This is a genomic window from Corynebacterium sp. MSK122 (assembly GCF_030229435.2).
Taxonomy (GTDB): domain Bacteria; phylum Actinomycetota; class Actinomycetes; order Mycobacteriales; family Mycobacteriaceae; genus Corynebacterium; species Corynebacterium marquesiae.
This window is the reverse complement of the sequence record NZ_JASPHV020000003.1, coordinates 78,565-97,363: the sequence shown is the minus strand read 5'-3', so window position 1 is coordinate 97,363 and position 18,799 is coordinate 78,565. Positions and strand designations below refer to the sequence as shown.

Below are 18,799 nucleotides of genomic sequence, written 5' to 3'. Positions count from 1 at the left end.
TTCATTCCCTCCCGCGTGGCGAATTTCCCAGGCCTTTCCTGCTCCTGCGGCCTAAACTAGAAGGTGAAATCACCCTCATCCCACCCCTTTTAGGAACAGGAGCATCATGTTCGATCTCACAGGACGAGTAGCCATTGTCACCGGCGGCGCCTCCGGCATTGGCCGCGGCATCGTCGCCTCGCTGCGGGAGGCCGGCGCCACCGTTGTCATCGCCGATATCGACCTCGACCACGCCACCACTACCGCTAAGGAGTTGGGTGCCAGCGCCATTCGCGTGGACGTCACCGACCGCGTTTCGGTTAAGGACCTGTATCACCAGGTCACTGCCGAGCACGGCGGCTTCGACATTGTGTGCTCCAATGCCGGGGTCTTTCCCAACTGTCCGCTGGCAGAGATGACCGATGAAAAGTGGGAGGCGATGTTTGCCATCAACACCCACGGCACCTTCAAGGTGGTCCAAGAGGCACTCCCCTACCTCAAGCAACGCCGCTATGGGCGCATCGTCATCACCACATCTATCACCGGCTCACACACGGGCTTTCCGGGTTGGGCCCACTACGGCGCCTCCAAGGCCGCCCAGCAGGGGTTTATGCGTTCAGCCGCGCTGGAAGTGGCCCGCGATGGCATCACCATTAACGGCGTCCTCCCAGGCAATATCCTCACCGAGGGCCTCGAGGCCCAAGGCCAAGAGTACCTCGATCAAATGACGCGGTCAGTACCGCTGCACCGCCTAGGCACCCCGCGAGATATTGGCACTGCGGCAGCCTTCCTGGCTTCGGAAGAGGCAGGCTACATCACCGGCCAAACCCTCGTCATAGATGGCGGCCAGCTCTTGCCCGAGACTCCCGAGGCCATACTGCCGCCGCGCGATTAGCCGCGCTTGCCGACGCCCCCCATGTGCACAAAGCACGAGGCCCCTCACTACACAGTGTGCGGCGAGGGGCCTCGTGGGATTTCATTCATTTGCTGCCTACTGCAGCCAGTCGAAGTCGAGCAGGAAAAGTTCTGCATCGAGCATCTCAAGTTCATCCGGTGCATGACCGGTAACGGTTTCTAGTGCTTCTGCAACGTCTTTGGTCGTAGCAGGAGTCTTATCAGCGTCAAGCAGGGTTTCTGCCACCAAAGCACGAACCGGAGCTTCCGAAATGGTGTCCAGGCCGGTACCAGTGGTGGAGCTCTTGAACGCATCAGCGATGCCGTCCATCAAAGAACGCATCATGTTCATTTCTCACACCTCCATGTGGCTTTCTCTCTGTTTGATACAGAAAAATATACGCGACACGCCCTCGTTAGGCAACCCTTTGGTCGCTTTAAGTTAACCTTTTGTTAACTTAAAGAAAGTGTGTCGCACGCCACATTAGAGGTTTGTCCCCAAGGAAGGACAATGACTTAGAGGTCACCAAACGGCGTGAAGCCAAAGTAGTGGTCCAGCGTATCGCGGGCAATCCACATGATGGCCACCAGGATAACTACGGCCAGCACCGCATAGACAGTCCAGCCAAGCACCTTCATCTGAGGGCTTGCAGGGGTATCGCCAACAACGACGCCGTTGTCGTCGCGAATGGGGTCACCGGTCATACACCGCATGCCCAAGGAGAAAAGTAGCGGAATGCCAGCGCCGAAGACCAACGCCAAGCCTGCAACGTGAATGAGGGACTGGAAGATTTCTGCAGCAGTCATGGTTTAGCGCTCCTCTTGAACAGTAGACGGCGCGGAGGCATCCTCCGCATTGGTAGCGGACACTGGTGCGGCGCCGGCAGCAACTGGCTCCTTGCGGTCAGAGCCCGCACCCATGGAAGAATCCACGGACTCGGAGTTTGGATCCCAGTCGTTGTTGACGTTGGAAGCATCCACCGGGTTCATACGGGAACGGATGACAATGAGCGCGGCCATTGCCAGCAGCAAGACGAAGTCCACGATGGCACCGGTTGCGACGTTGGTAAAGGAGGAGACGCCGTGTGCCAACCACCAGGTAGCAAAGCCCACGAACGCAGCGCACGGCAAGGTGATGAGCCATGCGGACACCATGCGCATGGCAACGCCCCAGCGAACCTCAGCACCGCGGCGCCCCAGGCCGGTACCCAGAATAGAACCGGTGGACACGTGGGTGGTGGACAGTGCCATACCACCGGTAGCAGAGGTGAGGATGATGGCTGCGGAAGTAGCTTCAGCGGCCATTCCCTGTGGAGACTCGATCTCCACCAGACCCTTGCCAAGGGTGCGGATAACGCGCCAGCCGCCAGACAGAGTGCCGAGAGCGATAGCCACAGCACAAGAAACGATAACCCAGGTTGGAATGCGGGCGTCTGCAACCGCATGCCCAGAGGCAACCAGTGCCAGGAAGATAACGCCCATGGTCTTCTGTGCATCGCCAGCGCCGTGCGCCAGGGACACCAGGCACGCAGTGACGATCTGACCGTGGCGGAAGTGCTCGTTCTTAGCCTTATTCGGGATAGTGTTGGTTACCCAGTAGATAAGGAACGTGGCACACGCCGAAACCAGCGCCGCGATGATAGGCGAGGCAACGGCCGGGATAATGATCTTTCCGGCAATGGAGGACCACTCCACGCCAGCCGAGCCCATCGCAGCGAAGGCGGCACCAATAAGGCCACCGAACAAGGCGTGGGAGGAACTGGACGGCATACCCAGCAACCAGGTGAACAGGTTCCAGATGATGCCGCCGATAAGGCCAGTGAAGACGACCATCAACAGTGCCTGACCGTCGGTATCAGCGGCGGCGCCAGACAGGTCGTAGGAATCAAGGTTAACAATGCCTTTTGCGACGGTCGCAGCAACATTGACCGAAAGGAAGGCACCCACAAGGTTAAGCACTGCGGAGATGGCTACCGCAGTAAAAGGCTTCAAAGCACCAGTGGCAATGGACGTAGCCATCGCGTTGGCAGTGTCATGAAACCCGTTCGTGAAGTCAAAGGCAAGGGCGGTCACCACCACAATGCCGAGGATAATCAGAGTCGCTGTCACAGCGTTGGCCCCTTGGAAAGAAAAGATGAACACGGTACGCATCTGCGGCGCCTTCACACGTCGCGGACGAAATGCAGATTACTCCTGCACCTATTCGCAGACAATTGCTTTTCTTTAATATTTCCTTTGGTTAACCTTTTGTTAACCTGCTGGGGCCCAGAATCGAGCCCAAGAGGATTCCAAAGGGATAAAATTTCCCCAGCTAATGCCAATTAAATGCCCCCACCTCCCCCGCTTAACCCGAGTGATAAAAACCACTTAGGGAGGTATGCCAACATCACGCCGACATACCTCCCATTTAAGGGTGCTTTACAGCACCTAGCGGAAAGTAGAGAACTTCTTTACCACCCAGCGGCTTAGAACAAGCAGGATGGCACCCAACACGATGGATACAACACCAAGGGAGATGAAGAAGGTATTCTCCGCGCCTGCATCATCCGGGTTATAGAAGCTAGCCAAGGAGCCGGCCAGCGAGGTACCCATAGCCACCGCCATCATCCACACCGCCATCATGCGGGACGGGAATGCCACCGGCGCCACCTTGGTGGCAAGCGCATTGCCCACCGGCGAAAGAAGGAGCTCCGCCATGGTGAAAAGGAAGAGGATGAAAACGATGACAAACATCGGGGTGGAGTTCGCTTCCGCACCCGAGAAAGGAAGGAAGAAGAACAAGGAGATGCCGATGACGATATTGGCTACGCCGAACTTTACTGGGGTGGACCACTGCCTATCCCCTAGCTTCGTCCACATCGTTGCGAAGACCGCAGAGAAAACAACAATAAAGATTGGATTAATGGACTGGACGAGTGATGGAGGGATTTCCCAGCCAAACATGTGGCGGTCCAGGCGCACATCCGAATAAATCGTCATTACGGTGAACTGCTGCTGGAAGATACCGAAGAACAAAACACCGGAAATAAACATCGGAATAAAGCCCAACAGGCGGTTCTTTTCCTCCCGGGTCACTAACTCCGAGGTATACATCTGTGCCCACAGATAGATTGCTGCAACCAGAGCAACCGCGGTAACGATATTGGACAGCCAATCAACCTGAATAGCGCCGGTAGCCAATGCCACCACCATAACCACGATGATGGCTGCAACTACCACCACACCCATGAGCAATTGCTTCGAGCTAGCCGGGTTTGGAACCTCATGCCCCGCATCCTTAATGGTGGTCTTGCGCATGAGGGAATACTGAATCAGGCCAAGCGCCATACCAATTGCCGCGATGCCAAAGCCCCAGTGGAAGCCCTTCCAGCCCCACAGCGCGGTGGTGAGCAGCGGACCAACAAGCGCGCCAATATTAACGCCCATATAGAAGATGGAGAAGCCACCATCGCGGCGCGGGTCATCGCGGGAGTACATGGAGCCAAGCACAACCTGTGCAGTCGTCTTAACGCCACCGGAACCAACTGCAATGAGGACAAGACCAATGGCCAAACCAGTTACCGCGGGGATAAATGCCAAGGCGAGGTGACCGGCCATGACCAGAACGGCCGAATAAAACAAAGTGCGCTCTGCGCCCAAGACACGGTCAGCAACAAGAGAAGCCAATAAGCAGGCCATGTAGACCAAGCCACCGTAGGCTCCCACAATAGACGTCGCGTCCGCTCGGTCGAGGCCGAGACCACCATCGGTAGTGGAGTAATACATGTAAAGCAAGACAAGAGCTTGCATGCCATAGAAGCTAAAGCGCTCCCACATTTCCACACCGAAGAGGTTTGCCAAACCCCAAGGGTGACCAAAGAATGTACGTTCGCCGCTCTGCGGCGTGGGTGTAGCAGCCTGGGCCGCCGCGTCAGATGTGTGTTTCTCCATAAAAATATCTGACCACTTGGAGGTCTAAATCACAAATCGGTCATTATAAGTTTAGTGTCGCACGATAGAAATAAACCTAACGACCTGCAGATATTACGCAGAGAGAATTACCCCATTCGGGTGCAGCAAGAATTACCGGGCATTGCCCCTTTCCTGCCCTACAATGCTGAAAGCCCCTGCCTCACAACCGGAATTCGGTTGAGCAGCAGGGGCTACTTGGAATGAGTTATTCCAAATTAAGCGTTGAGCTTGCGGTAATCAAAGACCGTATCGATGATGCCATATTCAACGGCTTCCTGAGCGGTCAGAATCTTATCGCGATCCGTATCAATGCGGATCTGCTCAGCGGTACGACCGGTGTGCTCAGATAGGGTGGTTTCCATCAGCTTGCGCATGCGCTCAATCTCGGCCGCCTGAATCTCCAGATCAGAAACCTGACCCTGAGTACCCTGAGTTGCCGGCTGGTGAATGAGCACACGGGAGTTAGGTAGCGCGGCACGCTTACCCGGCGCACCCGCAGCCAAGAGCACAGCGGCGGCGGAAGCGGCCTGACCCAGGCACACGGTCTGCACATCGGGACGAACGTAGCGCATGGTGTCATAGATAGCCATCAACGCGGTGAAGGAACCACCGGGCGAGTTGATGTACATGGTGATATCGCGGTCTGGGTCCTGGCTCTCCAGAACCAGCAGCTGGGCCATAATGTCATTTGCGGAAGTGTCATCCACCTGGGTGCCCAAGAAGATAATGCGCTCTTCAAAAAGCTTGGAATATGGATTGGTTTCCTTAGTGCCCTGTGCGGACTGCTCAATGAAGGACGGCAGAACGTAGCGGGAACTTGGCATCTGGGACTGATTCATAGTGATTTTCTCCTTATTCCCTAGTTGCTCAGCGGGCCGTTGACGGACTCAATGACGTGGTCAACAATGCCGTAGTCCTTGGCCTGCTGTGCGGTCATCCAACGGTCACGGTCGGAGTCCTTGGTGATCTGCTCGAAGGTCTGGCCGGTGTGCTCGGCAATGAGCTCGGCCATCTCGCGCTTGGTCTGAGCAAATTGCTCAGCCTGGATGGCGATATCCGCAGCGGTACCGCCAACACCGGCAGAAGGTTGGTGCATCATGATGCGTGCGTGCGGCAGCGCGAAGCGCTTGCCCTTGGTGCCGCCGGAAAGCAGGAACTGGCCCATGGAAGCGGCCAGGCCCATACCGTAGGTGGCGATATCGCACGGTGAGTACTTCATGGTGTCATAGATGGCCATGCCGGCCGTGACGGAGCCACCCGGGGAGTTGATGTAGAGCGAGATATCGCGCGTGGGATCCTCTGCGGACAGCAGCAAAATCTGTGCGCACAGCTTATTGGCAATCTCGTCGTCTACCTGGGTGCCCAAAAAGATAATGCGCTCATGCAAGAGGCGCTCATAAACGCTATCTCCCAAGCTCAGGCCGGAACCCGAGGGGTTGTTCATCTGAAGCTGGTCAGATTTCTTAGACATTCGAATAGTCTCCTTGAGGACGGTTAATCTCTAATGCCACCACACTACTTAATGTGACGGCTCTTGTGGGCACTGTTCGCTATCAGCGTTTGGCCCACATTCTTGGTCATTTCTTTCCCGCCACGCATGGCAAAAGCCCAGCCCATTAACCACTGTGTGGCTATGGGGCTGGGCTTTTAAAAGGAAGGATTACTCCGCGTCAGTTGCGTCGTTTTCTTCCTCTTCGATTTCACCGAAGTACTGGTCAACGTCTACGTCGTTGCCCTCTTCATCCTTGACGGTGGTGCGGCAGATAGCGGCAGCGAGTGCCTTGCCACGGCGCACGTCAGAGAAGAGGTTTGCGATCTGGCCGTTGGACTGCAGCTGCTGGATGAACTGGTTCGGGTCCATGCCGTAGGACTGAGCGGTGAACAGGATGTGGTCGGTCAGCTCCTGCTGGGAAACTTCCGGCTCTTCCTTCTCGGCTACGGCGTCAAGGAACAGCTGGGTGCGGACGGACTCTTCTGCTTGCTCGCGAGTCTGCTTATCAAACTCCTCGCGGGAGGTGCCCTGTGCCTCAAGCAGCTGAGCCAGTGCCTTCTCATCGTGAGCCAGCTGGCCCAGGATCTGGTGCAGCTGGGAGTGAGCCTGCTCGTCCACTACGGACTGCGGCAGTTCGAATTCAACCTCGGACAGTGCGGACTTCAGAACCTCATCGCGGATCTGTGCAGCCTGTTCAGCCTTCTTGGTCTCCTCCACCTGGGTCTTGGTGGATTCACGCAGCTCGTCCATGGTGTCGAACTCGGAAGCCATCTGAGCAAACTCATCGTCCATAGCCGGCAGCTTGCGCTCCTTGGACTGCTGGACATGGACCTTGATGGTGGCCTCTTCGTCCTTGTGCTCACCGGACTGGATGGTAGAGGTGAACTCGTTATCCTCACCGGTCTTCATGCCGCGCAGTGCAGTGTCCAGACCCTTGATGAGGTCATCATCGCCGATACGGTAAGACAGACCCTCGGTGGAAGCGTCTTCGATCTTCTCGCCGTCAATTTCAGCGGTAATGTCGATGATGGCGTAGTCGCCGGTCTTCATTTTGCGCTTGGTGTCCTTGAGCTCACCGAAGCGCTCTGCCAGCTCCTCCAGAGCCTTGTCGACGTCCTCTTCGTCAGCCTTTAGGGCTGGGACGGTAACGGAGATCTTGGAGAAGTCCGGAATCTCGAACTCAGGGCGGATATCAACCTCTGCGGTGAACTCCACGAAGTCCTTGTCCTCAATCTTGGAAATATCAACGTCCGGCTGGCCGATGACCTTCAGATCGTTTTCCTTGACTGCCTGCTCGTAACGGGAAGGCAGCATGTCATTGACAACCTGCTCCAGGATGGGGCCGCGGCCGAAGCGAGCGTCAATAAGCTGGCGCGGTGCCTTGCCCTTACGGAAACCTGGAATAGAAACCTGCTGCGCGATTGCCGCGTAAGCTTGATCGATTTCCTGGTCCAGCTCCGCAAACGGAACGTTGACGGTGAGCTTAACGCGGGTATCGCTCAGCTTGTCTACGGTGGTCTTCACGAGTGAATCTCCCTGGCTTCATTGTTTTACGTACATAAACTTAAAGGGGGTCCGGAAATCCTTATTAGGGCATTTCCAGACCCCCATACGTCGGGGCGACAGGATTTGAACCTGCGACCCCCTGCTCCCAAAGCAGGTGCGCTACCAAACTGCGCCACGCCCCGTATGTAGGCCACCAAGTTACCTTGGCTGCGTTGCATACCTGAGACAGTGTACCGTGTCCGTTTTAAATCTCCTAAACGGACCCCCACTTAATGGAATCCTCGCAGCACAGAAGACGATTTTGACAGCCTAGCGGCTAGAAATCGAAATCAAACATTCCGTCAAAGAATCCACCGCCATCGCCATCGCCAAGGCCATCAAACAGGCCACCACCGTCATCGCCATCGCCCATGTCACCGGTGTCGCCAGCATCGCCAACGTCACCACCCATGTCGCCAGCATCGCCCATGCCATCACCGCCACCCCAGTCGCCGCTTTCGGCAGCGGCCGCAGAATAACCAACGCCAGACATACCGGAGAACAGGGCATTAAACATCATGGAGTAGCCAACCATCCACACGCCGGTCTGCAATGCATCAGCCCACCACGGACGCGAGTACCACCCTGCCGGAACTGGGCGCCCTGCGACGGTTCCGCCTGGGTAGTAGTTCGGGGTATCCGCGGAGGCGTACGGCGAAGCAGTGATCTGCTGACCATTCGCTTCCACGGTGCGCTTTTCCGTTACCTTGCCGGCGGCGCGCTGCCCCTCGAGCGGTGGCAGCTCTGGGCCTGGGTTCATGCCCATAATCTCGCGCGCGGCATTCACATAGTGCATGCCTTCCAGAGCGGACTCACGCGCGAGGTTCGCCTGCTTTGCAGTAGTGGCGCGCGAAATTGCCGAGTTAGCCGCAGTAAAGCGCTCGGATGCATCGGCCATTGCCTGCTGGGAGGCAGAATCGGTGCCAGAAATCTGCATTACCTGTCCACCCAGGCGTTCAATCCACCGGCGAGCATCGGCTTGCGCATCGGCCAATTGCTGCGCTTCTCGTTCCTCGCGGCGCTTTTGAGAGTTGCGCGAGGACATAAACCACGCGCCTCCGCCCACTGCCAGCACAAGGAGCAAAATTTCCACTATGATCATCGCCTTCTATTGGTAGGGCCGTTCTGCTTATAACAACGGCTCAGGCGCCAGCCTAGTTCCCTATTTTCATTTTTGCCCCGACGTGCGCTAAAGTATGGCGCAGCGTTTCAATAGCGCGCTGTGGGAATGTCGTATAGTGGCTAATACCTCAGCCTTCCAAGCTGAAGACGCGGGTTCGATTCCCGTCATTCCCTCCACGTCTCGCCCATCTTTCAGGTGGGCGATTTTTCGTTTTACTTCCCCGGCCCGACTCATCTGCGCTGGCCACACTTGGTTTAAGGCGGACGCATGCGGCAATGTGTACAGTGGCGCGCATGACTTCAACCAATAAGTATTCCGAATTTATCCGCAATCGCCACTCTCCCCGCGCATTCCTTCCGGAGCCCATGCCGGTAGAAGACATCAAGCAGGTCTTGAAGGACGCTCAATCCGCACCGTCCAACTCCAATACCCAGCCGTGGAACGTGCACGTGGTGGGCGGAGAAAAGCTCAAGGAGCTCAGCGCTGCGCTGATTAAGGAATTCGACACCAACGGCCTCAGCCCGGACTTCACCACCGATTATGGTGAGGGCATCCATCCCCAGCGTTCCCAAGAACTGGCCGCCAAAATGTACGGGCTGCTTGGTATTAAGCGCGAGGATAAAGAAGGCCGCGTGGAGTTCGTCCGCGAAAACCTGCGGTTCTTCGGCGCGCCGCATGCGGCACTTCTTTTTATCCCACCGATGGGCGACCGCGTCCGTGCCGCCTTTGACCAGGGAACCTACGCCGAAAACTTTTTGCTTTCCTTGGAAGCACACGGCTATCACGGCATCCCGCAAGGCATGATTTCTTTGATTGCACCAACCGCGCGTGAATTCCTCGGTGTAGACGAGGACTACAAGCTGGTCGCCGCCATCACCTTTGGTACGGCCGACGAATCTAGCCCAGTCTTCAAGACGAATCCGGGTCGCGCACCGCTGTCAGAGACCGTGACGGTGCACGGCATTGAGGGCCTGGAGCTCGATTAGCACCGGCTCCCATCAGAAAGCTAATTTCAACGATTTCGTCCATCTAAACCACCGCGACCGTCGACGAAATAGGCGATTTATAGGGACGAAATCGTTGAATCGCCGCGGCGAGTGCCCGCTCACCAATATCACTAAGCGAAGTTGGCCGAAGGGGGCGTCGGCAAGCCTAGAATTGAGCCCATGGATATCACTCTTGCGACCTTTGACCATGCGCCGGAGACCGCACTGCGCGGCGTTCGTTTTAATAACACGTGGGTGCCTTCGGAAACCTATGCGGATTCCCGCCGCGGTACCCTGACTGGGCAGTACCCACAGCGCCAAGCCACCACACGCATCAGTGAGGTTTTTGCCGGAGTGGGCTATGAGGTGCGTGAAGACACGCACCCTGCCGGTGACGATGTTTTCCGCCTACTTGAACAGCCCAGCCTGGAGGAACTTGACCAGGTTGAAGGCGTCATTGCTGTCTGCTCCTTGCTAGGTGGAAATGCTCCGATGTCGGTGCTGTGGCCGGGTGTGGCGGAAAGCGGGGAAAATAACGAGCTAGTCTCCCCTATTGATTTGGCTCCCACCCTCGCCGCCATTGCCGGGCTGGATGTGCGGCCCAATGCGCGCCTGTCCTTCGATGGGTTGAACCTGGTTCCGGTACTGCGCCACGGCGCTTCGGGGCACGCCGCGTTGTTCTTTGACAATGGCGTGCGCATGATAGATGCCGCGCTTATCGACGGCACCGCTACCCCACCCCATGAGCGTGCCCGCCTACAGGACGAGTGGGAAACGTGGAATAAATTCATCACGCTCGGCCCACTGCAGTAGGCAGGTAGTCTGGGGCGCATGAGCGTACCTAACATCACCCTTAATGATGGCAATACCATCCCGCAGCTTGGCTTCGGCGTATTCCAGATGGATCCGGATAAGACCGAAGAGCTGGTAGCCGAGGCCCTGCGCGTGGGCTATCGACATATCGATACCGCCGCTATCTATGGCAACGAGGAAGGCGTGGGCCGGGCAATTGCCAAGTCCGGCATCCCGCGCGAGGAACTTTTTGTCACCACCAAGCTGTGGAATGACCGCCAGACCGATGCCGCCGCAGCACTTGATGAGTCTTTGGACAAGCTCGGCCTAGAGTATGTGGATCTCTACCTCATCCACTGGCCTACTCCGGCGAAGGGAACCTACGTCGAGGCGTGGCAGCAGCTCATCGAGCTGCAGAAGCAGGGCAAGGCAAAGTCCATCGGCGTCTCCAACTTCGAGCTGGAACACTTGGAGCAGCTGGAGCTCAAGACCGACGTCAAGCCGGCGGTCAATCAGGTTGAGCTTCACCCTTATTTGCAGCGCTGGCGCGAGCTGGATGCTTTCCGCGCCCACACCGTCACTATCGAGGCGTGGGGCCCGCTGGGCCAGGGAAAGAGCGATATCTTGGAGGCCCCCGAGGTCACCGACGCCGCTGCGGCGCACGATGTCAGCCCGGCGCAGGTCGTCATCCGCTGGCACTTGCAAAACGGCGTGATCCTCTTCCCCAAGTCAGCTACCCCCTCGCGCATCGCGGAGAACTTCGACGTCTTCGGCTTTGAGCTCACCGAGGACGAGATGGCTGCCATCACCGCCCTGGATGAGGGCGAAGACGGGCGCGGCGGCCCGCACCCGAATGACATGAATGATGCCTAAGCCTTAGCGCCTCGGCCGAGCCTGCCGGTGCGTACACAAAAGCGCCGCGGAACCAGCTTTGGTCCGCGGCGTTTATTCTGCGTGGCTTAGGCCTCCGGCAGCTCCGGGGCGATGCCGGTGCGCTCGTATTCCGCCAAGATGTCAATGCGACGCTGGTGGCGCTCCGCGCGGGACCATTCTTGATCCAAGAAGGCGTCGACGATTTCCAGTGCCTGCTCCTCGGTGTGCATGCGGCCACCGATGCCGATGAGCTGGGCATTGTTGTGTTCGCGGGCAAGGCGTGCGGTCTCTGCGGACCACGCCAGTGCACAGCGGGCACCCTTGACCTTATTCGCGGCAATCTGCTCGCCGTTGCCGGAGCCGCCAAGCACGATGCCCAGGGAACCTGGGTCATTGACGGTGCGTTGTGCCGCTTCGATACAAAAGGCCGGGTAATCATCCTCGGCATCGTAGGTATGGGCGCCGCAGTCAATGACTTCGTGGCCCTGCTTGGTGAGGTGTTCAACGATCAGGTTCTTGGTTTCGAAACCTGCGTGGTCTGCTCCTAGATATACGCGCATGGCCCATATCCTACCGGCCCGGCACGCCTTGAGGAGGCTTAGCGCCCACCCTGTTTCGCATTACATTTTCCTGATAAGCTCTCGGACGGTCACCATCGCTATGAAGGAGGAAAGCCATGCCTATGACCAAACCAGTCCTCGCGCTCTACGGCGGGAGTCTTCTCGCCTGCATCATCCTGCTTGGCGTTCAGGTTTCCGGCGCCGGAGGCTTCCTCCTCCCGCTTATCGCGAGCATTCTTGCCACTTTGGCTCACCTAGGCCTGGGAGTGTGGTGGATTGCGCAGAAGGTGCGCGGGAATCCGCGCGCCAACGGGGGCGCAATTGCGGCCGGCATTATCGCGCTTCTCGCCGGTGCCTCGTGGGCTTCCTGGGTACTTGTTGCGTGGGACGACTTCCAGGCCGGCATGGAACTTCCCTCTATCAATATCGCAGGTCTGCCGGCATTCATCTTGACCCCGCTGACCATCGCACTGTGCGTCGGCGCCGCGATTCAGCTGCGCCGACAAAAGAAAGACACTTAGTTCTCCTCCACCTGCGGCATCTCGGTGCGAGAGCGCTTGAGTTCGAAGAAGTAGGGGTACTGGGCAAGGCGCAAGGAGGCGTCGAAAAGCTCGCCTGCTTCTTCCCCGGTAGGCACACGGGTAATGACTGGGCCGAAAAACGCGGTATCACCCAGCTTGATAACCGGGGTGCCCACCTCATCGCCTACGGAAGAAATGCCGTTGTGGTGGTATTCGCGCAGCTTTTCGTCGTACTCTTCGGTATTGGCTACCTCGGCGAACTCGGCCGGCAGGTCCACCTCCGCTAGGGCCTGGGCGATGATGTCGTCATAGGCGCCAAAGCCGGTGCGCCCGCCATTGCCCTTGGCGTGAACCAGGGTGCCCATTGCGGTGTAGAGCTCGTCTACCTTCTCAGGGCGCTCGGCCTTGACCTTGGCAAACACGCGGGCCGGGCCCCAGTTAGCCTTCATCATGTCCATGTAGGTGGAGTCTAAATCGCGTCCGTCATTGAGCACGGACAGGGACATTGGCTCGAACTCCACCTCAATGTCGCGTACCTTTTCCACTTCCTTAATCCAGCGCGAAGTGGCCCAAGCGAAGGGACAGGATACGTCGAACCAGAACTTTACTGCGTCAGCCATGAATACTCCTTGGATTGAAAAAGTTTGCCCCACCAGCCTAGGTGCGCGACTACTGTGGATGCAGAACTATTTTCGGCTTAGAAGGAGAATATAGGCCATGGCCTCTATAAACCTGACTCGCGAGGAAGCGGATCAGCGCTCCCGAATGATCGAGGTGCACCACTATGATGTCACTTTAGACCTCAAGTATTCGGATACCCACTTCCTGTCCACCACGAAGGTGAGCTTTACCTCGCGAGAGATCGGCTCGACTTTTATCGATCTACGCGCCGAGGAAGTGCACGAGGTGCGCCTCAACGGAAACCCGCTGCCCACGAATTCCTATAATCCCACCTACGGCATTCCGCTCTCCGGCCTCCAAGTGGCCGACTACACGCTGGAAGTCACCGCCAAGATCCCGTATTCCCGCACCGGCGAGGGCCTGCACCGTTTTGTCGATCCCGCCGATGACAAGGTCTATCTCTATACCCAGTTTGAAACCGCCGATGCCAAGCGAGTCTTTGCCTGCTTTGATCAGCCCGATATGAAGGCCACCTACGCGCTGCATTTCAAGGCGCCCGAAGAGTGGACCATCATCAGCAATGGCCCGATGCGCTGGGAAGGCGATGTAGCCAGCACGGCTATTGACTATCCACTATCTACCTACCTGGTGGCCCTGTGCGCCGGCCCATACCACGAGGTCACCGATACCTGGCGCGGCGAACTGACTGCACACCCAGAAGGCAAGCCGGCCCAGCAGCTCGAGGTGCCACTTGGCATTTACTGCCGCTCTTCGCTCGCCCACGCGCTGGATGCCGAGCGCCTATTTACTGAGACTAAGCAGGGCTTTGATTTCTACCATCGCAATTTTGGTTTCCCCTACCCCTTTGGCAAATACGACCAGATTTTCGTGCCGGAGTTCAATGCCGGCGCGATGGAAAATGCCGGCTGCGTCACCATCCGCGATGAGTACGTCTTTACCTCACAGGCCACGCACTATAAGTACGAGCGCCGCGCAGACACCATCCTCCACGAACTGGCGCATATGTGGTTCGGTGACTTGGTCACCATGCAGTGGTGGGACGATCTGTGGCTCAACGAGTCCTTCGCCACTTGGTCCGCCGCCATCTCCCAGGCGGAGGAAACCGAATATGATACCGCGTGGGTGACCTTTGCCAATGTGGAAAAATCCTGGGCCTATCAGCAGGATCAGCTGCCGACCACCCACCCGATTTCCAGCGATGCCAGCGATATCGAAACGGTGGAGCAAAACTTCGATGGCATCACCTATGCCAAGGGCGCTTCGGTGCTCAAGCAGCTGCAGGCTTATGTCGGCCGCGACAACTTCCTGGCCGGCATGCGCCGCCACTTTGCCGCCCATGCGTGGGGCAATGCCACCTTTGATGATCTGTTGCGCCACCTAGAAGAGGCCTCCGGCCGCGACCTTTCCTTCTGGGCGCAGCAGTGGCTCAAGACCTCGGGCATCAATACGCTTAGCGTGGCACTCAATGCGGATGAATCCGGCAACATCACTCATGCCTATCTCACCCAGAGCGGCGATACTTTGCGCACCCACCGCGTAGCGGTAGGCCTTTACAACTTGCAGGAAGGCCAGGTGGTGCGCACCGATCGCATCGAGATGGATATTGATGGCGCCTCCACCGAGATTCCTGAGCTCATTGGCCGCCCATTAGCCGATATCGATTTCTTGCTGCCCAATGACGATGACCTGACTTATTGCCTCATCGAGCTGGACGCGGGTTCCCTGCAGTTCCTGCTGGATAATATTGATAAGTTTGCCGATCCCATGGCCCGCACCCTGTGCTGGTCTACCGCCTGGGAGATGACCCGCGCCGGCACTATGCGCGCCCGCGATTTCATCCAGCTGGTAGCCCGCGGCATGCAGGCCGAAACCGAGCTTGCAGTCCTCGAGCGCATTGTCCTGCAGGCCTCTAGCGCGCTGAAGAACTATGCCGATCCACAGTGGGCCGCTCAGAGCACCCTGCTTGCCGACGCCCTCCTCGACGGCGCCCACAGCCCTGATGCCCAGCGCTCCATCATCTGCACCCAAGCGCTGGCGAAGATTCGCCTGCATGATAGCGCGCGCGAGTACCTGCGGGGCGTGCTCGAGTCCTCCGAGGATGCGGGGCTGCGCTGGTCCGCACTGGCGGCACTCGCCGCCGATGGCGCAGTAGAGGACGTCGCTGCTGCCACGGATGCGCAACTCGAGCGCGATAATTCCGCCACCGGCTACTACTCTTCCCTGCGTGCCCGCGCAGCCGTGGCAACCGCCGAGAACAAGCGCGCGGTATGGGAAGAAATCGTGACGGGAAATCTCACCAACCGCGAGCTCACTTCCAAGCTGGAAGGCCTGCTCTACCCGCATAGCGATGAATTCCTGCCCACCGCAGAGTTCTTCGACATCGCGGAAAAGGTGTGGTCTTCCCAGTCTTCAGAGGTGGCGCTAACCACCGTGACGGGTCTCTTCCCTTCCTGGGATATCACGCAGAAAGGCCTGGACCGCGCCGATGCCTTCTTGAAGAAGGAGCTGCCGGGTGGTCTGCGCCGTACGATTACCGAGCAGCGTGACCGCGTAGCCCGGGCACTGCGCAACCGGCAAGTAGACGCTAGCTAGGCCGGCTTCCCAGCGCCGCTTCCCTTCTCAGGTAGGGGTCGCGGTGCGGGATCCTCGCCCAAGACCACTTCTACGTTGGCGATATCAGAGCGCAGCGACTCTTCAATATAGGCAAAGACCGCGCCCGACTTATTCTTCAGCAGCCGCACAAACCGCAGCAGCGGGTGCGACCGGCTCACGTGCAGGAGTTTCTGTTCTTCGGTGCGAGCGGTAGCGGCACTCATGCTCTCGCGCTTAAAGACGGGCTTGAGGTTATAGCCACCCAGGATTTCCATAATGGGCTCGCGCAGATCGTGCTGATTGAGATCGGGAGCCATATCTACCGGGATGGTGTAGCGAGAAAGGATGACGGGCTTGCCATCGACTGTATAAAGGCGCTTAATATCCCAGGCGAAGGTGGACTCACTAACACCCAGAACCGCTGCCACGTGCTTGGGCACGTGGCCTTTGTTAACGGAGACCACTCGTACAGCGGTCTCGTGCCCGCGCTCGCGCAGCTGGGTGACAATATTGTCCTTATTGGTCAGGCTCAGTGTAGGGGGAACCGTGCGCACATAGGTGCCGCCACTGCGCCCGCGGCGGCGGTCAATGAGCCCTTCTACTTCCAAAATGTCTAAAGCATGGCGCACGGTCATGCGCGCAACATGGAATTCCCGGACCAATTCGCGTTCGGTAGGAAAACGCTGACCGGGTTCTAATTCATTGCGTTCGATCTTGTCGCGTAGGGCATCCGAGATACGGAGATAGGCGGGCCGCTTTCGGCTTTGGGAATTCACAGCCCCGAGTGTAATGGACACCCCTGAAAACCAACCCCATTAATGTGTGATGTTCATTACCACCACTTGCGTTCCTACTTGCGCAGATGTAACTCGATTCGCGGCCTGACCTGGATTTCCGTCAGCTGGGTGGTGGGGCCTGCCTCTACCACGGTACGAATGGCACGAGCCACCTCAGCCGGGGCAATAACCTGGGAGGGATCATAATCCTGTAGCCCCTTAAGCATCGGGGTATCGGTAGGCCCCGGAGCCACGGTGGATACGCGGATCCCCGGCTCAGAGATGCGCAGTCCATCGGCGAGTGCATACAACGCGTGCTTGGTCGCCGCGTAGATGACGTTATCGCCGTAGCTGTGGCGTCCAGCGCCAGAGTTAATAAAGACCACGGTGCCTTCCGCTTTGCGCAGCTGCGGCAGCAAGGCGCGGGTCAGCTCAGCAGGGGCGTGCACGTTGAGGTCCATGTGCGCGCGCCAATTTTCCGGCGTGGCCTCCTCCACGGAATACTTGGTAGCCCGTGCTGCAGCGTGGACGAGCACGTCCACGCGGTCTAGCTCCGGCAGCTTCATGCCTTCATCGAGGCCGGCGACGAGGTCGATGGCCACCGGAGTAATGGAGTCCGCTTCGGGCAGATCTGCCGCGCTCCGCCCCAGTGCGTACACGTGGTAATCACCGGCCAGGTCAGCGATGATTTCGCGGCCCATGCCGCCGGTAGCGCCGGTGACGACGGCGACCTTCTGCGGGATTTCGCTTTCCGAGTGTGCTGGTGCGGTGGCGTTCTTTGTATCAGTCATGCCGCCCCATCATAGGGATCCTTTGCTTTCAGCGCCGCACCGCACCAGTCGCCGGCGGTAGCCGATTAACGGAAGCGCTTAGGCACGTCCGGCTGGCCCAAGGTGAGCATCAAGCGATTAGCCCAGTTGAAGAAGGAGGAAGCGTAGATGAGATCCAAGATGGATTGTTCATCGAATCCGGCCGCACGCAGGTCCGCGCATAGTGCCGCATCAAAGGCGAAGGGGGTTTCCGTCAGCGCCACGGCGGCGCGACGGATAAGATCCCATTCCTTTGAGCCAAGGTCGGCGTCGATGCCCTCGTCCAAGAGGCGGTCTACAATTTCACGGTCGCCGCCTTCCTGGACGCACCGCGCCTGGTGCACGGAGGCACAGTACTCGCAGCCGTTGTAGCGCGATGCCACAGTAGCGGCGAGCTCGCGGTCCGCACGGGAGAGCCCACCTTCGGTGTTATAGAAAATGTCCAGGTCAGTCAGCGTGCGCGCCTTCAAGGCCGCAGGGTCGCGGGCGAGCAAGCGGAAGTACTCGGAATCGATACGCTCTGGCTTGATGAGGGCATCGGTATGCACCGCGGTGAAATCCTCCTTCGCCAGCGCCTCTACCCAGGGCTTCCAGCCCAGGGAGTGATTGACAAAGTGGTCCGGCAGCACGGTATTGGGCTGCAATGTAGTCGCGGTTACCTCCCAACCCGGATCGGCCACGCCGGCGGCGCGCTCGGCTGCAGGGTGGGATGCGGGATCCTCACCAGAAAGCACGCGCAGGCCGTGGACCACGCGCAGCTGGAAGGCCAAAAATGCCACCAGCTGGGACAGGCTGACGATATCCGTAGCAGACCATCCTGCGGCATCGAGGTGTCCGATCGCCTGCGGGGAGGCATCCTTGGGGTGGAAAGCCAGAAGGTGCGCCCAATCGAAGGCTGCAGCTAGGCGCGCGCCCAGCGCGGCTTCCGCAGCGGTATCGCCGAAGATAAGGAAGTCGCCCTGATAATAGGGGCCGGTGGACACGCCGCGCTGGCTAGCGGTACGCACGGCAGCGACGAGGTCTTCATCGGCTTCGTCACTGAGTAGATCGAAATAGAAGTCCGCAGCCTCGCCGGTCTGATAAATCGCGGCGGTAAAGGCCGCTACGGCATAGCGCTCGGCATAGGAGAACTCGCCTGGTTCTGCAGGCTCGAGCAAAGCGCTAAAGCTCAGTTGCGCATTGTCCTGCGCATCGTGGCGCGCACGGCGCAGCTGTTGCACCTCGGCGCTGGCATGGGAAAGTTCATTAATAATGTCGGTCATAT

Annotated in this window: 19 protein-coding genes and 2 tRNA genes; 7 read left to right on the top strand and 14 right to left on the bottom strand. The window is 58.3% G+C overall.

What is annotated here, in order from left to right; all coding sequences use genetic code 11:
* The first annotated feature begins 106 nt into the window (after nt 1-106).
* Nucleotides 107-874, top strand: a complete 768-nt coding sequence (gene fabG / locus QP934_RS02430; protein ID WP_419126707.1) for a 3-oxoacyl-ACP reductase FabG — start codon at nt 107-109, stop codon at nt 872-874.
* A 96-nt stretch (nt 875-970) separates the two neighbouring features.
* Here fabG and QP934_RS02425 read toward each other — a convergent pair whose 3' ends face one another.
* The 9 genes from QP934_RS02425 to QP934_RS02385 form a co-directional block, all read right to left on the bottom strand.
* Nucleotides 971-1,219: a hypothetical protein gene (locus QP934_RS02425; protein WP_239661049.1), complete on the bottom strand. Its 249-nt coding sequence runs from the start codon at nt 1,217-1,219 to the stop codon at nt 971-973.
* Between the two features lie 170 nt (nt 1,220-1,389).
* Nucleotides 1,390-1,680 (bottom strand): hypothetical protein, encoded by a 291-nt coding sequence (locus QP934_RS02420; protein WP_049377224.1) that lies wholly within the window; start codon nt 1,678-1,680, stop codon nt 1,390-1,392.
* A 3-nt stretch (nt 1,681-1,683) separates the two neighbouring features.
* Complete coding sequence (locus QP934_RS02415) at nt 1,684-2,982, bottom strand: inorganic phosphate transporter (RefSeq protein ID WP_337887798.1); 1,299 nt, start codon at nt 2,980-2,982, stop codon at nt 1,684-1,686.
* Nucleotides 2,983-3,300: 318 nt separating this feature from the next.
* Entirely contained in the window at nt 3,301-4,803 is a 1,503-nt protein-coding gene (locus QP934_RS02410; protein WP_419126706.1) for a peptide MFS transporter, read from the bottom strand.
* Nucleotides 4,804-5,039: 236 nt separating this feature from the next.
* Nucleotides 5,040-5,663, bottom strand: coding sequence for an ATP-dependent Clp protease proteolytic subunit (locus QP934_RS02405; RefSeq protein WP_005324052.1), 624 nt, complete (start codon nt 5,661-5,663; stop codon nt 5,040-5,042).
* Nucleotides 5,664-5,683: 20 nt separating this feature from the next.
* Complete coding sequence (locus QP934_RS02400) at nt 5,684-6,295, bottom strand: ATP-dependent Clp protease proteolytic subunit (protein ID WP_419126705.1); 612 nt, start codon at nt 6,293-6,295, stop codon at nt 5,684-5,686.
* Between the two features lie 189 nt (nt 6,296-6,484).
* The gene (gene tig, locus QP934_RS02395) at nt 6,485-7,840 is read right to left on the bottom strand and encodes a trigger factor (RefSeq protein WP_204611148.1); all 1,356 of its coding nucleotides are present in this window, start codon (nt 7,838-7,840) and stop codon (nt 6,485-6,487) included.
* 90 nt (nt 7,841-7,930) lie between these two features.
* Nucleotides 7,931-8,004, bottom strand: a tRNA-Pro gene (locus QP934_RS02390).
* Nucleotides 8,005-8,138: 134 nt separating this feature from the next.
* Nucleotides 8,139-8,963: a DUF1542 domain-containing protein gene (locus QP934_RS02385; RefSeq protein ID WP_419126704.1), complete on the bottom strand. Its 825-nt coding sequence runs from the start codon at nt 8,961-8,963 to the stop codon at nt 8,139-8,141.
* A 122-nt stretch (nt 8,964-9,085) separates the two neighbouring features.
* Here QP934_RS02385 and QP934_RS02380 point away from each other — a divergent pair.
* The 4 genes from QP934_RS02380 (at nt 9,086) to QP934_RS02365 (ending at nt 11,635) form a co-directional block, all read left to right on the top strand.
* Nucleotides 9,086-9,160, top strand: a tRNA-Gly gene (locus QP934_RS02380).
* 117 nt (nt 9,161-9,277) lie between these two features.
* On the top strand, nt 9,278-9,970 hold the full coding sequence (locus QP934_RS02375; protein ID WP_419126703.1) for a nitroreductase: 693 nt from the start codon (nt 9,278-9,280) through the stop codon (nt 9,968-9,970).
* A gap of 180 nt (nt 9,971-10,150) precedes the next feature.
* Nucleotides 10,151-10,783, top strand: coding sequence for a hypothetical protein (locus QP934_RS02370; RefSeq protein ID WP_419126702.1), 633 nt, complete (start codon nt 10,151-10,153; stop codon nt 10,781-10,783).
* Nucleotides 10,784-10,801: 18 nt separating this feature from the next.
* Nucleotides 10,802-11,635 carry an aldo/keto reductase gene (locus QP934_RS02365; RefSeq protein ID WP_419126701.1) on the top strand — a complete coding sequence of 278 codons (834 nt, stop codon included), beginning with the start codon at nt 10,802-10,804 and terminating at the stop codon, nt 11,633-11,635.
* Nucleotides 11,636-11,721: 86 nt separating this feature from the next.
* On the opposite strand, the gene QP934_RS02360 is transcribed toward QP934_RS02365, so the two are convergent.
* Nucleotides 11,722-12,195, bottom strand: coding sequence for a ribose-5-phosphate isomerase (locus QP934_RS02360; RefSeq protein WP_284788850.1), 474 nt, complete (start codon nt 12,193-12,195; stop codon nt 11,722-11,724).
* A gap of 116 nt (nt 12,196-12,311) precedes the next feature.
* On the opposite strand from QP934_RS02360, the gene QP934_RS02355 reads away from it, so the two are divergent.
* Nucleotides 12,312-12,716, top strand: a complete 405-nt coding sequence (locus tag QP934_RS02355; RefSeq protein WP_419126700.1) for an MFS transporter — start codon at nt 12,312-12,314, stop codon at nt 12,714-12,716.
* On the opposite strand, the gene QP934_RS02350 is transcribed toward QP934_RS02355, so the two are convergent.
* The gene (locus QP934_RS02350; protein ID WP_419126699.1) at nt 12,713-13,336 is read right to left on the bottom strand and encodes a disulfide bond formation protein DsbA; all 624 of its coding nucleotides are present in this window, start codon (nt 13,334-13,336) and stop codon (nt 12,713-12,715) included. The two genes, QP934_RS02355 and QP934_RS02350, sit on opposite strands and share 4 nt — an antisense overlap.
* A gap of 97 nt (nt 13,337-13,433) precedes the next feature.
* Between QP934_RS02350 and pepN the strand changes: the two genes are divergently transcribed.
* Nucleotides 13,434-15,950 carry an aminopeptidase N gene (gene pepN / locus QP934_RS02345; RefSeq protein ID WP_419126698.1) on the top strand — a complete coding sequence of 839 codons (2,517 nt, stop codon included), beginning with the start codon at nt 13,434-13,436 and terminating at the stop codon, nt 15,948-15,950.
* Here the strand turns inward: pepN and QP934_RS02340 are convergent.
* From QP934_RS02340 to QP934_RS02330, 3 genes are all read right to left on the bottom strand, one after another.
* Nucleotides 15,947-16,726 (bottom strand): GntR family transcriptional regulator, encoded by a 780-nt coding sequence (locus QP934_RS02340; RefSeq protein WP_337887922.1) that lies wholly within the window; start codon nt 16,724-16,726, stop codon nt 15,947-15,949. The two genes, pepN and QP934_RS02340, sit on opposite strands and share 4 nt — an antisense overlap.
* A 74-nt stretch (nt 16,727-16,800) precedes the next feature.
* The gene (locus QP934_RS02335; protein WP_419126697.1) at nt 16,801-17,517 is read right to left on the bottom strand and encodes an SDR family oxidoreductase; all 717 of its coding nucleotides are present in this window, start codon (nt 17,515-17,517) and stop codon (nt 16,801-16,803) included.
* Between the two features lie 65 nt (nt 17,518-17,582).
* Entirely contained in the window at nt 17,583-18,797 is a 1,215-nt protein-coding gene (locus QP934_RS02330) for an alkylhydroperoxidase domain protein (RefSeq protein ID WP_419126696.1), read from the bottom strand.
* Between the last annotated feature and the right edge of the window lie 2 nt (nt 18,798-18,799).